Source organism: Microbacterium stercoris, assembly GCF_017592545.1.
Classification (GTDB): domain Bacteria; phylum Actinomycetota; class Actinomycetes; order Actinomycetales; family Microbacteriaceae; genus Microbacterium; species Microbacterium stercoris.
Genome location: NZ_JAGFOA010000002.1, coordinates 143,890 through 162,459 on the forward strand (window position 1 = coordinate 143,890; position 18,570 = coordinate 162,459).

Here is an 18,570-nt window from a genome sequence, read left to right on the forward strand (position 1 = left end):
TTCGCGGGGGCACAGGCGCGGCGCAGGTTGGGGCGTTTCGACTCCTCGCTGCGCTCGTCGCTCAACGAGCGGGCGGGTGAGCGTCGCGGGCACAGGCCCGGCGGGGTTGGGCGTTTCGACTCCTCGCTGCGCTCGTCGCTCAACGCGCGGGTGGGTAAGCGTTCCGTGGGCACAGACGGCGCGTGGTTTGGGCGTTTCGATCCTCGCTGGCGCTCGTCGCTCAACGAGCGGGTGGGTCGGCCTCGCGGGGGCACAGCCGGCGCGGCTTGGGCGTTTCGACTCCTCGCTGCGCTCGTCGCTCAACGAGCGGGTGGGTGAGCGTCGCGGGGGCACGGGCGCGGCGCGGGTGGGGCATTTCGACTCCTCGTTGCGCTCGTCGCTCAACGAGCGGGGTGGCGACAGACGTCCGACCTATCGGTCCATCGGAGTGCTAGGCTCGGCGTCACGCGCGCTCGCGCGACGCCAGACCTCAGATGTTCGGAGTGGAACAGATGCGATTCGCACGCCTCGGAGAGAAGGGCGCGGAGCGCCCTGCCGTCCTCGTGGATGACCGATATCACGACCTCACCCCGCTGACCGCGGACGTCTCGGGGGAGTTCCTCGCGACGGATCCGGTCGCGCGCGTGCAGGCGGCCCTCGACGCGGGAGAGCTCCCCGAGATCGAGGCCGAGGGCATCCGGGTCGGTGCGCCGATCGCGCGTCCCTCTGCGGTGTACTGCGTCGGCATGAACTACGCCGCCCACGCGGCGGAGTCCGGAGCGGAGCCACCGAAGAACCTGGTGCTGTTTATGAAGGCGCCGAACACGGTGGTGGGTCCGTACGATCCGGTCGCGATTCCGCGGGGCAGCGAGAAGACCGACTGGGAGGTCGAGCTCGGCATCGTGATCGGCCGTCGGGCGAGCTACCTCGCATCCCCCGAGGAGTCGGCGGCGCACATCGCGGGCTACGTGATCGCCAACGACCTGTCCGAGCGCGAGTGGCAGCTCGAGATCTCCGGCGGCCAGTGGGGCAAGGGCAAGTCGGCGCCGGGGTTCTCGCCCGTCGGCCCCTGGCTGGTGACCCCGGATGAGCTGGACCCCTCCGACCTGCGCCTGCGCAGCCGCGTGAACGGCGAGCCGCGACAGGACTCCCGCACCAGCGACCTCATCTTCGACGTGCCGTACATCGTGTGGCACCTCTCGCAGCACCTCGAGCTGGAGCCCGGCGACCTCATCCTGACCGGCACCCCCGAGGGCGTGGCGCTGTCGGGCCGCTTCCCGTATCTCAAGGCGGGCGATGTCGTCGAGCTCGAGATCGAGGGCCTCGGCGACCAGCGTCAGGAGTTCGTGTGAGCGGCGTGCTCGGTGGGCTCGTAGCCGTGGTCACGGGCGGCGCCTCGGGTCTGGGGGCGGCGATCGTCGAGCGCCTCCGCGAGGACGGCGCCCGCGTCGCGGTGTTCGACCGGATGATCCCGGATGACGTCGTCGACGGCTACGTGGTCGACGTGACCGACGACGCCACGGTGCGCGCGGGGGTGGAGGCCGTCGCCCGGGACCTCGGTGGGATCGACATCCTGGTCAACAATGCGGGCATCGGCGCGCAGGGCACCATCGAGGCGAACTCGGATGACGAGTGGCATCGGGTGTGGGACGTCAACGTCGTGGGCATGGTGCGCGTCGCGCGGGCCGCGCTGCCGTGGCTGCGCGCGTCGAAGGCCGCGGCCATCGTGAACACGTGCTCGATCGCCGCGACCGTGGGCCTGCCGCAGCGCGCACTGTACGGCGCGACGAAGGGCGCCGTGCTCTCGCTCACGCGCCAGATGGCCGCCGACCACCTCCCCGAGGGCATCCGCGTGAACGCGGTGAACCCCGGGACGGCCGACACCCCCTGGGTGGGTCGCCTGCTTGACGCGTCAGAAGATCCGGCAGCGGAGCGCGCCGCGCTGAACGCGCGACAGCCGCACGGGCGCCTCGTCGCCCCGGCGGAGGTCGCCGATGCGGTGGCCTACCTCGTGAGCCCGCGCGCCGCGTCGACCACGGGCACAACGCTCGCCGTCGACGGCGGCATGGACTCCCTGCGCCTGCGCACCTCGTAGCCCAGAAGGTATGAGAAACGCCGGTTCCGGATGCCCGGAGCCGGCTTTTCTCATACCTTTGCGGGGTGACCGCACTCGAACCCGCCGTGCTCATCGTCGGCAGCATCTCGGCCGACCTCACGACGTTCTCGCAGCGCGTCCCCGCGCGGGGCGAGACGATCCTGGGTGACGAGTTCACGCTGGTGCTGGGAGGGAAGGGCGCCAACCAGGCGATCGCCGTCGCGCGCGCGGGCGCCGTGGCCCGCATCATCGGCTGCGTCGGCGACGACGCGTTCGGCGAGCTCGTGGCAGGGCAGCTGCGCGAGGCGGGCGTCGACACGACCGCGGTGCGCGCCCTCGCCGACGTGGGCACGGGCATCGCGCACATCCGGGTCGACGCCACGGGCGAGAACGACATCGTGGTGGTGCCCCGAGCCAACGCGCGGCTCACCGAGGCGCAGGTCGACGCGGCCCTGGCCGAGGCGCCCGCCGTGCTGCTCACCCAGCTCGAGTCGCCTCTCCCCGTGGTCGCGCACGCCATCCGCCGAGCGCACGACGCCGGCATCCTGGTGATCCTCGATCCGGCGCCCGCCGCGAGGCTCGACGACGACCTCTGGCCGCTGATCGACATCGTCACGCCCAACGAGACCGAGGCGGCAGTCCTCACGGGTCTCGCGGTGCAGGATCGGTCGGGCGCCCTTGCCGCCGGGCGCGCGCTCGTCGAGAGGGGAGCGGGCGCCGCGCTCGTGACTCTCGCGTCGGCGGGCGCGGTGCTCGTCACCGCCTCGGACGAGCAGCACTTCGACGCCCTTCCCGTGCAGGCCGTCGACACCACCGCGGCCGGGGATGCCTTCGCCGGCCACCTCGCCGCCGCGCTCGCCGCGGGTGAGACCCGCCCCGACGCGATCCGCCGCGCCATCGCCGCGGGAGCCCTCGCGGTCACCAAGCCCGGGGCGTCGCCGAGCATCCCGACCGCTGCCGAGGTCGACGCCCTGCTCCCCCGCTGAGGTGGCCCGATCCGCGGCTTCCGGGGTGCGCGAACCGAGGGCGAGGCCGCGACCGCCGGCCGCTAGGGGATGAGCCCCTCGGCGACCAGCGCCGCCCAGAGCTCCTCGGGGATCTCGCGCGAGGCGTGCGCGACGTTCTGGCGCAGCTGATCCGGATCGCCCGTGCCCGTCACGACGGCGGCGACCGGATCGAATCGGCGCGGGTACTGCAGGGCGGCCGCGGGCAGCGGCACCCCGAAGTCGCGGCAGACGCCGGCGATCCGCCGCGCCTTCTCGAGCACCGCCGAGGGGACGGATCCGTACTGGTACAGGGCGTCGGCATCCGGATCGTCGGTCGCCAGCACACCCGAGTTGAACACCGACGCGGCGACGATACGCGTGCCCTTGCCGGCACACGTGGGCACGACCCGCGCCGCGGCGGGCTGATCGGCGAGGGTGAGGCGCCCGGCCACCATCAGCAGATCCAGCCCCGCGTCGGCGCCGAGCTCGAGTGCGCGCGTGGTCATCGACCCCAGGCCGACCGCCTGCACGGCGCCCTCGTGCTTCAGCGCCTGCACCGCCGGCACTCCGGTCGCCAGCGCCCCCTCGAGGTCGCCCGTGCCCTCCGGGTCGTGCAGATACAGGATGTCCACCCGGTCGAGCCCGAGGCGATCCAGCGATGCCTCCAGGGAGCGCCGGATGCCGACGGCCGTGAAGTCCCAGCGGCGCACAAGCGACGCGGGCACGTGGTACGAATCGCCGAGATCCAGCGCCTGGCCGTCCCAAGTGGGGTCGGGCTCAAGGAGGCGCCCGGCCTTGGTCGAGACGACATAGTCCTCCCGCGGCTTACCGCGGAGGAAGGCGCCGAGGCGTCGTTCGGCCAGGCCCAGGCCATAGTGCGGGGCGGTGTCGAAGTAGCGGATGCCCGCCTCCCACGCGGCATCGAGAACGGCCCACGCCTCGTCGTCGCTCAGCACGCCGAGCAGGTTGCCGATGTTCGCCGTGCCGAAGCCCAGCGTGGGCAGCTCCCGCTCAGCCACGAAGCGCGAACTCCCCGCGGAAGGTGTGCTCCTCGCGGCTGGCCGCGAGCATCTCCATGCCGTTGCCGGGCGCGAGCGGCGCGCGGTAGACGCCGTCGCGCACGTCCGTCGGCGTCGCGAAGTGCTCGTGCAGGTGGTTGACGTACTCGATCATCCGGCCCTCGCGTGTGCCGGAGACGGCGACGAAGTCGAACATCGAGAGGTGCTGCACGGCCTCGCACAGGCCGACACCGCCCGCGTGGGGGCACACGCGCACGCCGAACTTCGCGGCCAGCAGCAGGATGGCGATGTTCTCGTTCACCCCGGCCACCCGGGTCGCGTCGATCTGCAGCACCTGCAGCGCCTCGGCCTGCAGCATCTGCTTGAACATCACCCGTCCGCCGCCGTGCTCGCCGGTGGCCACCGGGATCGGCGCGACGCCGCGGGCGATCGCCGCGTGCGCCAGCACGTCATCCGGGTTCGTGGGCTCCTCGATCCAGGCGATGTCGAACTCGGCGAGGTGGGACATCCACTCGATCGCCGAGCCGACGTCCCAGCGCTGGTTCGCATCGACCGCGATCCGGATGTCCGGGCCGACGGCCTCGCGTGCGATGCGCAGGCGCCGGATGTCGTCGTCGAGGTCGCCGCCGACCTTCAGCTTGATCTGCGAGAAGCCGTCGGCCACGGCCTCGTGGCAGAGGCGCTCGAGCTTCTCGTCGGAGTACCCGAGCCAGCCCGGGGTGGTCGTGTAGGCGGGATACCCGTCGGCGAACAGCGCGGCTTCGCGCTCCGCGCGGCCGGGTTCGGCGGCGCGCAGCAGGTCGAGCGCCTCTTCGCGCGTGAGCGCATCGGAGAGGTAGCGGAAGTCGACGAGATCCACGATCTCCTCGGGGGTCATCCGGGCCAGCAGCTGCCACAGGGGCAGGCCGGCGCGCTTGGCCTTCAGATCCCAGAGCGCGTTGACCACGGCCCCGATGGCCATGTGCATCACGCCCTTCTCGGGGCCGAGCCACCGCAGCTGCGAGTCCCACACGAGCTCGCGCCACACTGCGCCCATGTCGGCGAGCAGCGATTCGACGTCGCGGCCGAGCAGGAAGGGCGCGAGCGCGTCGATCGCGGCGGTCTGCACGTCGTTTCCGCGGCCGATGGTGAACACGAAGCCGTGGCCGTCGTGTCCGTCCTCGGCGTCGGTGACGAGACGCACGTACGCGGCGGAGTAGTCCGGATCCGGGTTCATGGCATCGGATCCGTCCAGCTGCAGGGAGGTGGGAAAGCGGATGTCGGATGTGTCGACGCTGACGATCGTGCTCACGGGGCTCCTTTGGGGTCGATTCAGCCTAGACATCCGATGTCTGTGAGCACAACGCCCCGACGGAGATTTCTGCGCCCGCACACGACGGAGCGCCCGTCGCGTGATGCGACGGGCGCTCTGTGCCGGAATCCTCACCCTCCGGGGCCGACCCACCGCGGTGGGGTCTGATGGCTCGTGAAGGTGGATCCTCTTTCGGCCGGACGCCCGTGGAGGGAGGCGTCCGACGTTCGTGTGCCGCCCGGTTACCGGGTGGTGCGGCTGCCGCTGCGGCCCGTGATGAGACCCCAGATCAGAAGCACGATGATCGCGCCTCCGATGGCGAGAAGCCAGGTGGTCAGATCGAAGAAGCCACCGAGATCGGCACCGAAGATCAGACCTCCGAGCCAGCCGCCGAGCAGGGCGCCGACGACGCCGAGCAGAAGCGTGGCCAGCCAGCCGCCGCCCTGCCGCCCAGGCAGGATCGCCTTCGCGATCGCTCCGGCGATGAGTCCGAGGATGATGAATGCGATGAAGCCCATGACGCGCTCCCTTCCTTGGTGGGGATCTCCCACGGGAATCAACCTATGAAATGGATGAGTGCGCCGGCAGGGGCTTGACAGAAGGCCCGCCAGGTGGGAATACGCGCGACCCAGCTGACACTCAGGCGGGGTTGATCCGGAGCACGCCCGTGGTCTCGGGCACGCGCAGATCGTCGACGATGCGCACGGATCGGGCGAGCTCGTCGACCGCGGGCAGCACGGTTCCGAAGCGCTCGGCATCGCCCGCGATGGCGTTCACGGTGACGAGGTGCGCCCCCGTGTCCCAGCTGTACTCGGCGAACGGAACGCGGCCCTCCGCGGGCGGCAGCACGAGCCTCTCGCCCATACCGAGGTAGGTGCCGCGAAAGGCCTCGGTGTCGTCGTACTCCATCGGCCGGCTGGCCCGCGCCACCCGCACCTGCGGCGTGATCTCCTGCACCTGCGCCGTCACGACGACCAGCTCCGGCTCGTCCTTCCAGACCCACGCCAGCACACGCCCGTCGGCCCGGCGCAGCATCAGCGGCACCGCCTGGCTGAGGCCCCACGCGAGCATCCCGCTGCCGCGCCCCTGGCCGCCGATCGCGCGCGATCCGTGGCCCAGCAGCATCCGGATCGCGGCCCGGCGATGACGGCGTCCGCGGAACCCGAGGGATCCGGTCACGGGCACCCAGCGGGCGGTGTCGGCGTCGGCCTGGAGACGGGTCATGGCTCCAGGTTAGGCGTGGTCACAGGCGGGCGCGCGAGGATGGGGGACGTGCAGAACGAAGCCCTGGCCCGCGCTGAGTCGTTGATCGCCCTGACCCCCGACTACCCCGAGCCAGGGGTGCTGTTCCGCGATGTGTCGCCGATGCTCGCCGACGGACCCGCGCTGCGCACCGTCGTGGAGGCGATGGTCGCGCCCTACGAGGGCACGTTCGACATCGTCGCGGGCATCGAGGCGCGCGGATTCCTGCTCGCGGGCTTCGCCGCGGCCCTCACCGGCGTCGGCATGATGCCGATCCGCAAGGCCGGCAAGCTGCCGCGGCCCGCGGCGGCCGTGTCGTATGCGCTGGAGTACGGCACGGCGACGATTGAGGCCCCGGGCGTGCTCGAGGGACACGAGCGCGTGCTGCTGTTCGACGACGTCCTCGCGACGGGTGGCACCCTCGCCGCCGCCGAGAGCCTCATCGCCGACCTCGGCGCCACGGTGATCGGATCGGCCGTCATCCTCGAGCTCGAGGGCCTCGGCGGCCGCGCCCACGTCGGCGACGTGCACGCGGTCTTCACCGTCTGATCCGGGTCGCGCGGCTGCCGCGCCGCGCGCACCGCCGTACCGCGGCGTCGCCACCTCGCCACACGCGGCGCCGGGCCGGATGTCCGGGATGTCCGAGGCGGCGGCTACGGTCGATCGGGTGTTTCTGAAGCCCCGTCGCCGTCGTCGCGCGTCCGCCTGGCCGTGGGTGATCGGGGTCGGCGTCCTCGCCGTGCTCGTCTCCGCCCGCGTGCCCGGGCCGATCTCCGAGATCCTCGCCGCGCCGGTCGCCGAAGCCGACGCCGAAGCCGAAGCCGAAGCCACCCCCGCTCCCGCCCCCGAGGCCGCGGAGGGCACCGCGCTCGCGCTGCTCGAGACGCTCGAGGTCAAGGGGCGGGCGCCGCGCACCGGGTACGACCGGGAGCAGTTCGGGCAGCGCTGGAAGGACGTCGATCGCAACGGCTGCGACACCCGCAACGACGTACTCGCGCGTGACCTGACCGACACCGTGCGATCCGGTCCGTGCAGGGTGATGAGCGGATCCCTCGCCGATCCCTACACGGGGGAGCGGATCGCGTTCGTGCGCGGGCAGGGAACCTCCGAACTCGTGCAGATCGACCACGTCGTGGCGCTCTCGGACGCGTGGCAGAAGGGGGCGCAGCAGCTCGATCCGGATGTGCGCGAGCGCTTCGCGAACGACCCGCTCAACCTGCTCGCCGTGGACGGCACCGCGAACAGGCAGAAGTCCGACGGCGACGCGGCCACCTGGCTGCCGCCGCAGAAGGGGTTCCGCTGCGACTACGTCGCCCGTCAGGTGTCGGTGAAGGCGGCCTACGGCCTCTGGGTCACCGCGACCGAGCACGACACGATGGTGCGCATCCTGGCGACCTGCCCCGATCAGCCCGCGCTGCGGTGATCCGGATCCATTCCGATATCGAGACGTGACCTGCCGGATCCCCGGTCCAGGCGATTCCCCAGCTTTCGAGGCGTCACAATTGGTCACATCACCGAAACGCGGATGTCCGGGGATTCTCCACCGGACCCGAACCGGTTGATGTCTCCTGGCGCCCGTGCACCTCCTGGCGCGAGGCCCCCCGGTACCTCCGGATGTCGGATCGCGCCCGACCTGGAGTCAACCGAAATGATGCGCACCACGTTCGTCCGCCGCGGCCTCGCCGCCGCCGGCCTCATCCTCACGGGCGCGGTCGCGCTCACCGCCTGCGCCGGGGGAGACACCGGCGCCGAAGCGGAAGCCGCTGAGTCGGCCGGCCACGGCTCGATCACCGTGCAGCAGTCCTGGATCAAGAACGAGGAGTTCGCGGGGGAGTTCTACGCGACCTCCAAGGGCTACTACGAGGAAGCGGGCTTCGACGAGGTCACGCTGCTCGAGGGCCCCTCGACCGGCGTCGCCGAGCTGATGGGCGGCACCGCCCAGATCGCGCTGAACGACCCGCTGGCCGTCGGCGCGGCCGTCGCCAACGAGGGCGCCACGATCAAGATGATCGGCGCCACCTTCCAGAAGAACCCCTTCACGATCCTGTCGCTCAAGGACGGCGCCGACATCGCCACGGTCGACGACCTCAAGGGCAAGAAGATCGGCGTGCAGGACTCCAACCGCGCCGCCTTCGACGCGTTCCTCGCGGCGAACGACCTCTCCTCCGACGACGTGCAGGTCGTGGCGGTGCAGTACGACCCGTCGCCGCTCGTGAACGGCGAGGTCGACGGCTTCTACGCGTACCTCACCAACGAGGCGCTGACGGTCGAGCTCGGCGGCAACCCCGTCACGAACCTGCCCCTCGCCGACAACGGCTTCCCGCTGGTGGCCGAGACCGTGTCGGTCACCGACGCCTACCTCGCCGAGAACCGCGAGCTGCTCAAGGACTTCCTGGTCGCCGAGATCAAGGGCTGGACCGACGTGCTCGCCGATCCCACCCAGGCCGCGGCCGACGTGGTCGCCGACTTCGGCACCGACCTCGACCCGGTCAAGACCGAGGCCGCGATGAAGGCCCAGGCCCTGCTCATCGCGACGCCCGACACCGAGGCCCACGGCCTCTTCTCGATCACCGAGGACATGCAGGAGGCCACCGTGGCCAGCCTCAAGGGCTCGGGCATCTCGGTCGAGGCGTCGCAGATCTTCGACCTGTCGCTGCTGACCGAGGTCTACGAGGAGCACCCCGAGCTCGTCGCGTACGCGGGCTGATCCGGACCCCTCGAGCCAAGCGAAGAGAGAAACGGACCCGTGACCGACACGGCTACTGCACCCGGTGCCCAGGATGTCCTGGGCACCGGTCTGCATATCAGCGGACTGAACAAGACCTTCCGCCAAGGTCGCCGCGAGGTGACCGCCCTCCAGGACGCGAATCTGCACACCGAGCAGGGCACGTTCCTGTCGCTGCTGGGCCCGTCGGGCTGCGGCAAGTCGACCATCCTGCGCATCCTCGCGGGCCTGGAGGCCCCGACGAGCGGGGAGATCCGCGTCGACGGCCACACGCCGACGGAGCTGCGCGCGTCGAACAAGCTCGGCATCGCGTTCCAGGATGCGGCGCTGCTGCCGTGGCGCTCGGTGCAGGCGAACATCCAGCTGCCGTTCGAGGTGGCGGGAAAGGCCGTCGACAAGGACTACGTCGCCGAGCTCATCGATCTCGTCGGGCTCACGGGCTTCGAGAAGGCCAAGCCCGCCCAGCTCTCGGGCGGCATGCGCCAGCGCGTCTCGATCGCGCGCTCGCTCGTGATGAAGCCCGAGGTGCTGCTGTTCGACGAGCCGTTCGGCGCGCTCGACGACATGACCCGGCAGCGCCTGAACCTCGAGCTGCTGCGCATCTGGACCGAGAAGCCCGCGACCACCCTGCTGGTCACGCACGGCATCTCGGAGGCCATCTTCCTCAGCGACAAGGTCGCGGTCATGACCCCGCGTCCGGGCCGGATCAAAGAGGTCATGGACATCGACCTGCCGCGTCCGCGCCTGCCCGAGATGATGCGCACGCCGGAGTTCCACGCCTACGTCGACCACGCCTCCGATCTGCTGTTCGGCGGGGCGGACGGCGCCGCGGACGATGAGCACTGACGCCCTCGGAGGCCGCCGTGCGGTGCCCGCGTGGGTGTGGGGCGCGGTCGGCGTCGTGGGCGTCATCGGCCTGTGGTGGCTGCTGGCCGCCACGGTGCTGTCCTGCCTCGGCCCGAACTGCACGCATCCCATCCCGACGCCGGATCAGGTCGTGGTCGAGACCGTGCAGCGCGGCTTCGCGTTCTTCGCGCCTCAGTTCGGCGTGACGCTCGCCGAGGCGGGCATCGGCTACGTCTGGGGCAACGGCCTGGCCCTGCTCTTTGCGGCGCTGGTGCTCGTTGTGCCGCGCTTCGAGGGCCTCGTGATGCAGCTCGCGACCATCACCTACTGCCTGCCGATCGTCGCCATCGGCATGGTGCTCATCGTGATGCTCCCGGTGCCGAAGGTCGGCGAACCGTCGCCGACGTCGGTCATCCTGGCAGCCCTCAGCGTCTTCTTCACGACGGTGGTCGGATCGCTGCTCGGGCTCAAGGCCGCCGACCGCAGCGCGCTCGACGTCGTGGCGGTGTACGGCGGGTCCCGCCTGATGCAGCTGCGCAAGGTGCGGCTCATCGCGGCGCTCCCGGCGATCCTCAACGCCCTGCAGGTGGCGGTGCCGGCGGCGTTCCTCGGCGCGGTGCTGGGCGGGTTCTTCGGCAAGGTGCAGGCGGGCGTGGGCCGGGCGATGATGATCGCGCAGGTCGACTTCAACCCGCCGCTGGTGTGGGCGTTGGCGATCCTGTCGGGCGTGATCGCTCTCGCCGGCTACGGGCTCCTGGGGCTGGTGGCGCGCGCCGCGGCTCCCTGGTCGAAGGGGGCGTGAGATGGCGAACCAGACTCTTCGTGTGCTCGGCCGCGGCCTTGTGATGTTCGTCGTGACGCTCATCGTCGTGACCGTGCTGTGGCAGGGGCTGCTGTGGGCGTTCCACGTGAACCCCTACGTCGGCAAGGGGCCGCTCGACATCGCGACCCACCTCTTCAGCGGGCCGCAGGCGGCCGAGAACCGCGAGCTGCTGTTCGGGCGCCTCTGGGTGACCCTGGGGCACGCCTTCATCGGCTTCGCGGCGGGCCTGGTGGTGGCCCTGATCGCGGCCATGCTGTTCCAGCTCAACCGCGGCATCGAGCACGCGCTGATGCCGCTGGCCATGCTGCTGCGCTCGGTGCCGCTGGTGGCGATGGCCCCCGTGATCACGCTGGTGTTCGGTCGCGACCTCTGGTCGGTCGCCGTGATCGGCGGCATCGTGGTGCTGTTCCCGGCGCTGGTGAACATCGTGTTCGGCCTGCGTTCGGCGTCGCCGCAGATGCTCGATCTCATTCAGGTCTACGGCGGATCCGGCTTCACGGCGCTGCGCAAGGTCGCCCTGCCCTCCTCGCTTCCGGCGTTCTTCGCGGCCGTGCGCATCTCAGTGCCGGGCGCTCTCACCGGCGCGCTGCTGGCCGAGTGGCTCGCCACCTCCGACGGCATCGGCGGCGGCATCGGCCCGGCGATCTCGCAGTCGAAGTTCCCGGAGGTGTGGGCCTCGGTCGTGCTCGTCACGGCCGCCGCGCTCGTTCTCTACAACCTCATGCAGGTGATCGAGGACGTCACGCTGACGCGGATGGGCATGCACCCGCTCAAGAACGTCTGACGCTCCCGGCAAAGACGCACTCGAAAGCAGAGGGATCCGGATCGCGCACGCCGCGTGATCCGGATCCCTCTCGTCGTTCTCGGGTCAGCCGCCGATGACCACGTTCACGGGCTGCTCGCCCCGAGCGATGCGCTCGGCCTGCGCAGCGACCAGCCGCGCGATCCGGGGGCGCATGGGGTCGGCGTTGCCGCCCACGTGGGGCGCCACGATGACGCCCGGCAGCGACCACAGCGGGTGGTCCTGGGGGAGCGGCTCGGGGTCGAACACGTCGCTGGCGACCCGGATCCGTCCCCGCGAGACGTGATCGACCAGGGCGTCGGTGTCCACGATGGATCCGCGTCCCACGTTCACGACGAGGGCGCCGTCGGGCAGGGCCGACAGGGCGGCGTCGTCGACGAGGTGGCGCGTCTCATCGCCACCGGGCAGGCCGATCACCAGGATGTCGGCGGTGGAAAGCAGCTGCGGCAGCTCGTCGATCGCGTGCACGTCGATGCCGGCCTCGCGGCGCGCCGTTGTGGCGACAGGCACCAGGTCGACCTCGAACGGCAGGAGGCGATCCGCGATCGCCTTCGAGACGCCGCCGAAGCCCAGCAGCAGCACGCGCTTGTCGGCGAGTCCCGCCGCACGGTACGAGTCCCACACGCCCTTGTCCTGGTTGCGGATCATGCGCGGCAGCTCGCGCTGGGCGGCCAGGATGAGGGCGAGCGTCAGCTCGGCGGTCGCGGTCTCGTGCACCGACGAGGCGTTCGCGTAGACGGAGCCCTCGGGGAGGCGATCCGCCACCCCCTCGAAGCCGATCGACTGGCCCTGCACGAGGCGGTGGCGCACGTGCTCGAGCGCCTTGAGCGCCTTGCCCTGCTTCATGTAGGGCGGCACGACGATGTCGATGACCTCGCGGGGAGCGGGATCCTGGCCGCCGTCCCATTCGATCACCTCGATCGGCAGCGTCGGATCGAGCAGTGCGCGCACATCCTCGGCCAGCTCGGTGGTCGGGACGGACAGGACGACGGTGTCGGGCTTCTCGCTCACCCTCCGAGCCTACTGAGGCCCAGGAGGGGCGGACGAGAAACGGCGCCGCTCCCCGAGAGGAGCGGCGCCGTTCGCGGCGTCTGCGCGTCAGACCGCGGCGGAGACCACGGCCTTGACGGCGCTGGTGAAGAAGCCGAGGCCGTCGACGCCCGAGCGCATGGCGGCCGGGGTCTGCGGGCCGAAGCCCGGCTCGACCGCGTGCTCGGGGTGGGGCATCAGGCCGACGACGTTGCCGCGCTCGTTGACGATGCCGGCGATGTCGTTCGCCGAGCCGTTGGGGTTCACGCCGAGGTAGCGGAAGGCCACCTGGCCCTCGCCCTCGAGGCGCGCGAGGGTCTCGGTGTCGGCGATGTAGCCGCCATCCGCGTTCTTGAGCGGGATGACGATCTCCTGGCCGGCCTCGAAGTCGCTCGTCCAGGCCGTGTCGGCGTTCTCGACGCGCAGGCGCTGGTCGCGGCGGATGAACTGCTGGTGGGCGTTGCGGATCAGACCGCCGGGCAGCAGGTGCGCCTCGACGAGCATCTGGAAGCCGTTGCAGATGCCCAGGATCGGCATGCCCTTGGCTGCCGCGTCCTTGACCTCGGTCATGATCGGCGCGAGGGCGGCGATGGCGCCCGCGCGCAGGTAGTCGCCGTAGCTGAAGCCGCCGGGCAGCACGAGCGCGTCGACGCCGTCGAGGTCGTGCGAGCCGTGCCACAGCGCCACGGGCTCGGCGCCGGCGAGACGGATCGCGCGCTGCGCGTCGCGGTCGTCGAGTGAGCCCGGGAAGGTGATCACTCCGATCCGGGCGGTCATCAGGACACGACCTCGATGTTCACGACGTCCTCGATGACCTGGTTCGACAGGATCTCGTCGGCGATCTTCTGGGCCTCGGCGAGCACCTCGTCGGTGACCTCGCCGTCGACCGAGAGCTCGATGCGCTTGCCGATGCGCACGTTCTGGAAGGCTCCGTGACCGAGGCGCGCGAGCGATCCGGTGACCGCCTTGCCCTGGGGGTCCAGAAGCTCGGCCTTGGGCATGACGTCGACGACGATGGTGGGCATTCTCATGGTCCTCTCAGCAGCCGCCTGCGGCCGCCGTTATCGGTTGTTGAGCGACGAGCGAAGCGAGGAGTCGAAACACCAGCGATCGCGAGGGCGGGGATCGCCATCAGTCTACCGGCGCGTCGCGCCCGCTCAGGCCCCGGCGACCTCCGCCCGCAGGCGGTCGACCTGGCCCAGGATCGTCAGGGTCTGCGCGTGCGGCACGAGGGGCGATTCGAGCAGTCCCTGGGCGATGCACTCGGCCACGTGCGCGGCCTCGTTGCCGAAGCCGCGGCCGTAGAGGGGCTGCGCGGGGTCGAAGCGCACGCGCTCGCCACCGCTCGGCACCCAGGTGAAGTGCGTGGGGGCGTAGAAGTCGTCGATCTCGATCCAGCCCTCCGTGGTCGACAGCCGTGCGGCGACCGGCGCCGGATGCGTGAGGCCCACGGCGAGCGAGGCGGTCGAGTCGCCGGGGTAGCGGCCCGAGATCGACACGTTCAGGTCGACGCGGTCGTGCACGCCCGCCCCGTGGAGAGCGATGGCCTCGCCGAGCAGGATGTGGGCGAGCGACAGCGGGTACACGCCCACATCGAGCAGGGCTCCGCCGCCGAGGTCGGGATTGAGCAGCCGGTGCTCGGGACCCGCGTCGACGCGGAACGAGAACTCGCAGTGCAGGTGGCGCGCCGCCCCGAACTCGCCGGCTTTCAGACGCGCGTCGAGGTCGCGGATGACCGGGTTGGTCGCCATCCACATGCCCTCCATGAGGAAGCGGCCCTGCTTTCTCGCCGTCGCGATCAGCTGCTCGGCGGTCGCGCGGTCGAGGGTGAGCGGCTTCTCGCACAGCACGTGCTTGCCCGCCTCGAGCGCGCGGGTCGCCTGCTCGAGGTGCAGCGCGTGCGGCGAGGCGATGTAGACCACGTCGATGTCCGGCGCGGCGAGGAGCTCGTCATACGAGCCGTGCGAGCGCAGCGCGCCGTGGCGGGCCGCGAAGTCGGCGGCGCGCTCGGCGTCGCGCGACGCGACGGCCACCAGCTGCTGCCCCGGCGTGTGAGCGAGGTCGGCGGCGAAGGATTCGGCGATGGATCCGGGCGCGAGGATTCCCCAGCGGGTGGTCGTGTCAGTCACGTCGGCGAGCCTAGCGGGGGCCACCGGCGAGCGGTTCACCGGGCGTTCATCACAGATCCATCACGGAGTTGCGGAGCGTGGGAGCGCTCCCATATGCTCACGTGCAGGCCTGGTGGGAGCGCTCCCACGCGTGATCACCGGGATCCCTCTCACCACAGGGACACGCCACAGCTGGCGTCCTGATTCCCCACCCACAAAGGAGTGAACTGTGAAGGCTACGACCATGCGTCGTCTCGGCTTCATCGCCGCGGCGGGCACCGTGTCCGCTCTCGCCCTGTCGGCCTGCGCGCCGGCCGCCAGCGGCGGCGACGCCGGTGGCGAGTACGACCCCGAGGCGAAGGTCGAACTCACCATCACCACGTTCGGCACGTTCGGCTACGACGAGCTCTACAAGGAGTACATGGAGCTCCACCCGAACGTCACGATCAAGGCGAAGAACATCGACACCGGCGGCAACGCCAAGACCGACCTCGTCACCAAGCTCGGCGCGGGCGGCAAGGGCGTCTCCGACATCGTCGCGATCGAGGAGGGCTGGCTCGGCGAGATCATGAACGTGTCCGACATGTTCGTGGACCTCCGCGACTACGGCATCGAAGACCGCAGGGCCGACTGGGTCGACTGGAAGTACGAGCAGGCCACCGACGCCGAGGGCCGCGTGCTCGGCTACGGCACCGACATCGGCCCGACGGGTCTCTGCTACAACAAGGAGGCCTTCGAGGCGGCCGGCTTCCCGACCGACCGCGAGGAGGTCGCCAAGAAGCTCGAGGGCGACTGGGCGCACTACTTCGAGGTGGGCCAGGAGTACGTCGAGGCCTCGGGCGGCAAGGCGTGGTTCGACCACGGCGGCTTCGTCTGGAACTCGATCGTGAACCAGCAGGAAGAGGGCTACTACACGAAGGACGGCGAACTCAACATCGAGGACAACGCCGACCTCCGCGAGAACTTCGACCTGCTCGCCTCGGCCATCGAGGGTGGCCAGTCGGCCGCTCAGGAGGCCTGGAACTGGAACGAGGGCAAGTCGTTCGTCGACGGCACCTTCGCCACGATGGTCTGCCCGGGCTGGATGCTCGGCAACGTGAAGGGCAAGCTCGAGCAGGCCGGCGCGACGCCGGAGACCTCGACCTGGGACTTCGCCGACGTGTTCCCCGGCGGTGCCGGCAACTGGGGCGGCGCCTGGCTGTCGATCCCGGAGACCTCGCAGAAGAAGGACGCCGCGGCGGCCCTCGCCGACTGGCTGACCCAGCCCGAGCAGCAGGTGAAGCAGTCGGCCGCCGCCGGCAACTTCCCCTCGACCCTCGAGGCGCAGGAGACGCTCGCCTCCGAGGCCACGCCGAACGAGTGGTTCAACGGCTCGCCGACCGGTGCCATCCTCGCCTCTCGCGCCGAGGGCGTTGTGGCGCAGTTCAAGGGTCCGAAGGACTCCGAGATCCAGGAGAAGGTCTTCGGTCCGGCCCTGCAGGTGCTCGACACCGGTGAGGGCGACGCGGACGCCGCCTGGGACAAGGCCCTGGGTCTCCTCAAGGAGATCGTGAAGTAACTCCTCGCTGAGGAACCCGGTGCGTGCCGGGGATCGGATCGGTCCCCGGCACGCACCCCCAGGTACGGCCCGAGAGCGTTCCGTGCCGTATCACCCGACCCCCTATCGAGGACGCATCCCTTCCATGACCAGCACCGTCACCGCGCCGCCCGAGGCGCCGGCCGCCGCCGTCGCGTCGTCTGAGAAGCCGAAGCCGACCTTCCGTCAGAAGCTGTCGAAATTCGACCTCAAGGCGTCGCCGTACTTCTACATCGCGCCGTTCTTCCTGCTGTTCGGCCTCACCGGTCTCTTCCCCCTCATCTACACGGCAGTCGTCTCGCTGTTCGACTGGCAGCTGCTGGGCGGTCAGGGCGACTTCGTCGGCTTCGGCAACTTCGTGGAGGTGCTGGCGGCGCCGTTCTTCTGGAACTCGCTGTTCAACACGATCAGCATCTTCCTGCTGTCCTCGATCCCGCAGCTCGCGGTGGCGCTCCTGGTGGCCTACCTGCTCGACCAGGGCCTGCGCGCTCCCACGTTCTGGCGGATGAGCGTGCTCATCCCGTTCGTGGTGACCCCCGTCGCCGTGGCGATCATCTTCTCGAGCATCTTCAACCCGGGTGACGGCCTGGCCAACAACCTGCTCGGGGTCTTCGGCATCGACAACATCGACTGGAAGCGCGACACCTTCTGGAGCCACATCGCGATCGCGATCATGGTGAACTTCCGCTGGACCGGATACAACGCGCTGATCCTGCTGGCCGCCATGCAGGCCGTGCCGCGCGAGCTGTACGAGTCGGCCGCCATCGACGGCGCCGGATCGGCCCGCCGCTTCTTCAACATCACGCTGCCGACGATCCGCCCCACCCTCATCTTCGTGATCATCACCGCCACCATCGGCGGTCTGCAGATCTTCGCCGAGCCCCGACTGCTCGACCCGACCAGCAACGGCGGCATCGGCGGCGCCGACCGCCAGTTCCAGACCACCGTGCTCTACATGTGGGAGCTCGGCTTCCAGAGCGGCGACCTCGGTCGCGCCTCGGCCGTGGCCTGGCTGCTGTTCCTGCTGATCATTGTCTTCGGTCTCATCAACTTCTTCCTGTCGAACCGCATCGCGGCCGCAGGCGACCCGAAGTCCGCCAAGAAGTCCCGCCGCGCCGTCAAGGAGGCCGCCCAGTGAGCACCCAGGTCTCCGACTCGACCCGCATCGCCGTGACGTCCGAGGCCCCGGCCACGCGCCGCAGGGCCGCCAAGGGCGGGGTCGCCGGCATCGGCAGCCGCCCCGGCTTCCTCACCTACGGCCTGCTCTCGGCGTTCCTCATCGGATCGATCTACCCGATCTGGTGGTCGTTCGTCGTCGCCTCGACCTCGAACCGCACCGTCGGCGAGACGCTCCCGCTGATCCCCGGCGGCAACTTCGTCGCGAACGCCCTCAAGGTCTTCGACGCGATCCCGTTCTGGCTGTCGCTGTGGAACTCGATCGTCGTGTCGTCCATCATCACGATCTCGGTCGTCTTCTTCGCCACGCTCGCGGGCTATGCCTTCGCGAAGCTGCGCTTCAAGGGGCGCGACGGTCTGATGGTCGGTGTCATCCTGACCATGGCGATCCCGACCCAGCTCGGCATCATCCCGCTGTACATGGTCATGGCGGAGCTCGGCTGGACCGGAACCATCGGGGCCGTCATCGTGCCGATGCTCGTCACGGCCTTCGGCGTGTTCTTCATGCGCCAGTACCTCGTCGACGTCATCCCCGACGAGCTGATCGAGGCGGCCCGCATGGACGGCGCCAACCAGATCCGCACCTTCCTCACGGTCGGTCTGCCCGCGGCCCGCCCGGCCATGGCGATCCTCGGTCTGTTCACCTTCATGACCGCCTGGACCGACTTCCTCTGGCCGATGATCGTGCTGGATGCGACCAACCCCACCCTGCAGACGGCGCTCAGCCAGCTGCAGTCCGGCTACTACATCGACTACTCGATCGTGCTCGCCGGCGCGGTGCTCGCGACCATCCCGCTGCTCATCCTGTTCGTGGTCGCCGGCAAGCAGCTGGTGTCCGGCATCATGGCCGGCGCCGTCAAGGGCTGACCCGGA

General features: G+C 70.4%; 20 protein-coding genes. 12 read left to right on the forward strand and 8 right to left on the reverse strand.

From position 1 onward, the window contains the following. Nucleotides 1-491: 491 nt before the first annotated feature. The 3 genes from J5V96_RS04860 to rbsK all read left to right on the forward strand — a co-directional run bounded on the left by J5V96_RS04860 (nt 492) and on the right by rbsK (nt 3,060). The gene (locus J5V96_RS04860; RefSeq protein WP_208501111.1) at nt 492-1,331 is read left to right on the forward strand and encodes a fumarylacetoacetate hydrolase family protein; all 840 of its coding nucleotides are present in this window, start codon (nt 492-494) and stop codon (nt 1,329-1,331) included. Further along, nucleotides 1,328-2,074, forward strand: coding sequence for an SDR family NAD(P)-dependent oxidoreductase (locus J5V96_RS04865; protein ID WP_208501113.1), 747 nt, complete (start codon nt 1,328-1,330; stop codon nt 2,072-2,074). The genes J5V96_RS04860 and J5V96_RS04865 overlap by 4 nt, the downstream gene beginning before the upstream one ends. A gap of 65 nt (nt 2,075-2,139) precedes the next feature. Continuing rightward, on the forward strand, nt 2,140-3,060 hold the full coding sequence (gene rbsK / locus J5V96_RS04870; protein ID WP_208501115.1) for a ribokinase: 921 nt from the start codon (nt 2,140-2,142) through the stop codon (nt 3,058-3,060). A gap of 62 nt (nt 3,061-3,122) precedes the next feature. On the opposite strand, the gene J5V96_RS04875 is transcribed toward rbsK, so the two are convergent. From J5V96_RS04875 to J5V96_RS04890, 4 genes are all read right to left on the reverse strand, one after another. After that, nucleotides 3,123-4,079, reverse strand: a complete 957-nt coding sequence (locus J5V96_RS04875) for an aldo/keto reductase (protein ID WP_208501117.1) — start codon at nt 4,077-4,079, stop codon at nt 3,123-3,125. Then, nucleotides 4,072-5,370, reverse strand: coding sequence for an L-fuconate dehydratase (locus tag J5V96_RS04880; RefSeq protein WP_208501119.1), 1,299 nt, complete (start codon nt 5,368-5,370; stop codon nt 4,072-4,074). The genes J5V96_RS04875 and J5V96_RS04880 overlap by 8 nt, the downstream gene beginning before the upstream one ends. Before the next feature lie 242 nt (nt 5,371-5,612). Continuing rightward, entirely contained in the window at nt 5,613-5,888 is a 276-nt protein-coding gene (locus J5V96_RS04885; protein WP_208501121.1) for a GlsB/YeaQ/YmgE family stress response membrane protein, read from the reverse strand. A 121-nt stretch (nt 5,889-6,009) separates the two neighbouring features. Continuing rightward, nucleotides 6,010-6,594 (reverse strand): hypothetical protein, encoded by a 585-nt coding sequence (locus tag J5V96_RS04890; protein ID WP_208501123.1) that lies wholly within the window; start codon nt 6,592-6,594, stop codon nt 6,010-6,012. A gap of 39 nt (nt 6,595-6,633) precedes the next feature. Between J5V96_RS04890 and J5V96_RS04895 the strand changes: the two genes are divergently transcribed. The 6 genes from J5V96_RS04895 (at nt 6,634) to J5V96_RS04920 (ending at nt 11,790) form a co-directional block, all read left to right on the forward strand. Then, entirely contained in the window at nt 6,634-7,161 is a 528-nt protein-coding gene (locus J5V96_RS04895; RefSeq protein ID WP_208501126.1) for an adenine phosphoribosyltransferase, read from the forward strand. A 118-nt stretch (nt 7,162-7,279) separates the two neighbouring features. After that, nucleotides 7,280-8,035, forward strand: a complete 756-nt coding sequence (locus tag J5V96_RS04900) for an HNH endonuclease family protein (RefSeq protein ID WP_307793525.1) — start codon at nt 7,280-7,282, stop codon at nt 8,033-8,035. Nucleotides 8,036-8,260: 225 nt separating this feature from the next. Next, nucleotides 8,261-9,319, forward strand: coding sequence for an ABC transporter substrate-binding protein (locus J5V96_RS04905; RefSeq protein WP_208501136.1), 1,059 nt, complete (start codon nt 8,261-8,263; stop codon nt 9,317-9,319). Nucleotides 9,320-9,358: 39 nt separating this feature from the next. Further along, nucleotides 9,359-10,183 (forward strand): ABC transporter ATP-binding protein, encoded by an 825-nt coding sequence (locus J5V96_RS04910; RefSeq protein ID WP_208501138.1) that lies wholly within the window; start codon nt 9,359-9,361, stop codon nt 10,181-10,183. Continuing rightward, entirely contained in the window at nt 10,173-10,985 is an 813-nt protein-coding gene (locus tag J5V96_RS04915) for an ABC transporter permease (protein WP_208501140.1), read from the forward strand. Before J5V96_RS04910 ends, J5V96_RS04915 begins: the two co-directional genes overlap by 11 nt. Nucleotide 10,986: 1 nt before the next feature. Continuing rightward, nucleotides 10,987-11,790 (forward strand): ABC transporter permease, encoded by an 804-nt coding sequence (locus J5V96_RS04920; RefSeq protein ID WP_208501142.1) that lies wholly within the window; start codon nt 10,987-10,989, stop codon nt 11,788-11,790. 84 nt (nt 11,791-11,874) lie between these two features. Here J5V96_RS04920 and J5V96_RS04925 read toward each other — a convergent pair whose 3' ends face one another. The 4 genes from J5V96_RS04925 to J5V96_RS04940 all read right to left on the reverse strand — a co-directional run bounded on the left by J5V96_RS04925 (nt 11,875) and on the right by J5V96_RS04940 (nt 14,966). After that, nucleotides 11,875-12,819, reverse strand: coding sequence for a 2-hydroxyacid dehydrogenase (locus J5V96_RS04925; protein ID WP_307793526.1), 945 nt, complete (start codon nt 12,817-12,819; stop codon nt 11,875-11,877). An 87-nt stretch (nt 12,820-12,906) separates the two neighbouring features. Continuing rightward, nucleotides 12,907-13,614, reverse strand: a complete 708-nt coding sequence (purQ, locus tag J5V96_RS04930; RefSeq protein WP_208501144.1) for a phosphoribosylformylglycinamidine synthase subunit PurQ — start codon at nt 13,612-13,614, stop codon at nt 12,907-12,909. Beyond that, complete coding sequence (gene purS, locus J5V96_RS04935; RefSeq protein WP_208501153.1) at nt 13,614-13,862, reverse strand: phosphoribosylformylglycinamidine synthase subunit PurS; 249 nt, start codon at nt 13,860-13,862, stop codon at nt 13,614-13,616. Before purS ends, purQ begins: the two co-directional genes overlap by 1 nt. Before the next feature lie 132 nt (nt 13,863-13,994). After that, nucleotides 13,995-14,966: a Gfo/Idh/MocA family protein gene (locus J5V96_RS04940; protein WP_208501155.1), complete on the reverse strand. Its 972-nt coding sequence runs from the start codon at nt 14,964-14,966 to the stop codon at nt 13,995-13,997. 208 nt (nt 14,967-15,174) lie between these two features. Between J5V96_RS04940 and J5V96_RS04945 the strand changes: the two genes are divergently transcribed. From J5V96_RS04945 to J5V96_RS04955, 3 genes are all read left to right on the forward strand, one after another. Next, nucleotides 15,175-16,503, forward strand: a complete 1,329-nt coding sequence (locus J5V96_RS04945) for an ABC transporter substrate-binding protein (protein ID WP_307793527.1) — start codon at nt 15,175-15,177, stop codon at nt 16,501-16,503. A 124-nt stretch (nt 16,504-16,627) separates the two neighbouring features. Continuing rightward, the gene (locus tag J5V96_RS04950; RefSeq protein ID WP_208501157.1) at nt 16,628-17,659 is read left to right on the forward strand and encodes a carbohydrate ABC transporter permease; all 1,032 of its coding nucleotides are present in this window, start codon (nt 16,628-16,630) and stop codon (nt 17,657-17,659) included. Nucleotides 17,660-17,685: 26 nt separating this feature from the next. After that, the gene (locus tag J5V96_RS04955; RefSeq protein ID WP_208502356.1) at nt 17,686-18,564 is read left to right on the forward strand and encodes a carbohydrate ABC transporter permease; all 879 of its coding nucleotides are present in this window, start codon (nt 17,686-17,688) and stop codon (nt 18,562-18,564) included. The last annotated feature ends 6 nt before the right edge of the window (nt 18,565-18,570 follow it).

Bases quoted from the DNA above. Each gene is read 5' to 3' on its own strand.
- J5V96_RS04860 (WP_208501111.1), top strand. From the start codon at position 492: ATGCGATTCGCACGCCTCGGAGAGAAGGGCGCGGAGCGCCCTGCCGTC.
- J5V96_RS04895 (WP_208501126.1), top strand. From the start codon at position 6,634: ATGGGGGACGTGCAGAACGAAGCCCTGGCCCGCGCTGAGTCGTTGATC.
- purQ (WP_208501144.1), bottom strand. From the start codon at position 13,614: ATGACCGCCCGGATCGGAGTGATCACCTTCCCGGGCTCACTCGACGAC.
- J5V96_RS04920 (WP_208501142.1), top strand. From the start codon at position 10,987: ATGGCGAACCAGACTCTTCGTGTGCTCGGCCGCGGCCTTGTGATGTTC.
- purS (WP_208501153.1), bottom strand. From the start codon at position 13,862: ATGCCCACCATCGTCGTCGACGTCATGCCCAAGGCCGAGCTTCTGGAC.
- J5V96_RS04905 (WP_208501136.1), top strand. From the start codon at position 8,261: ATGATGCGCACCACGTTCGTCCGCCGCGGCCTCGCCGCCGCCGGCCTC.
- J5V96_RS04950 (WP_208501157.1), top strand. From the start codon at position 16,628: ATGACCAGCACCGTCACCGCGCCGCCCGAGGCGCCGGCCGCCGCCGTC.
- J5V96_RS04890 (WP_208501123.1), bottom strand. From the start codon at position 6,594: ATGACCCGTCTCCAGGCCGACGCCGACACCGCCCGCTGGGTGCCCGTG.
- J5V96_RS04915 (WP_208501140.1), top strand. From the start codon at position 10,173: ATGAGCACTGACGCCCTCGGAGGCCGCCGTGCGGTGCCCGCGTGGGTG.
- J5V96_RS04885 (WP_208501121.1), bottom strand. From the start codon at position 5,888: ATGGGCTTCATCGCATTCATCATCCTCGGACTCATCGCCGGAGCGATC.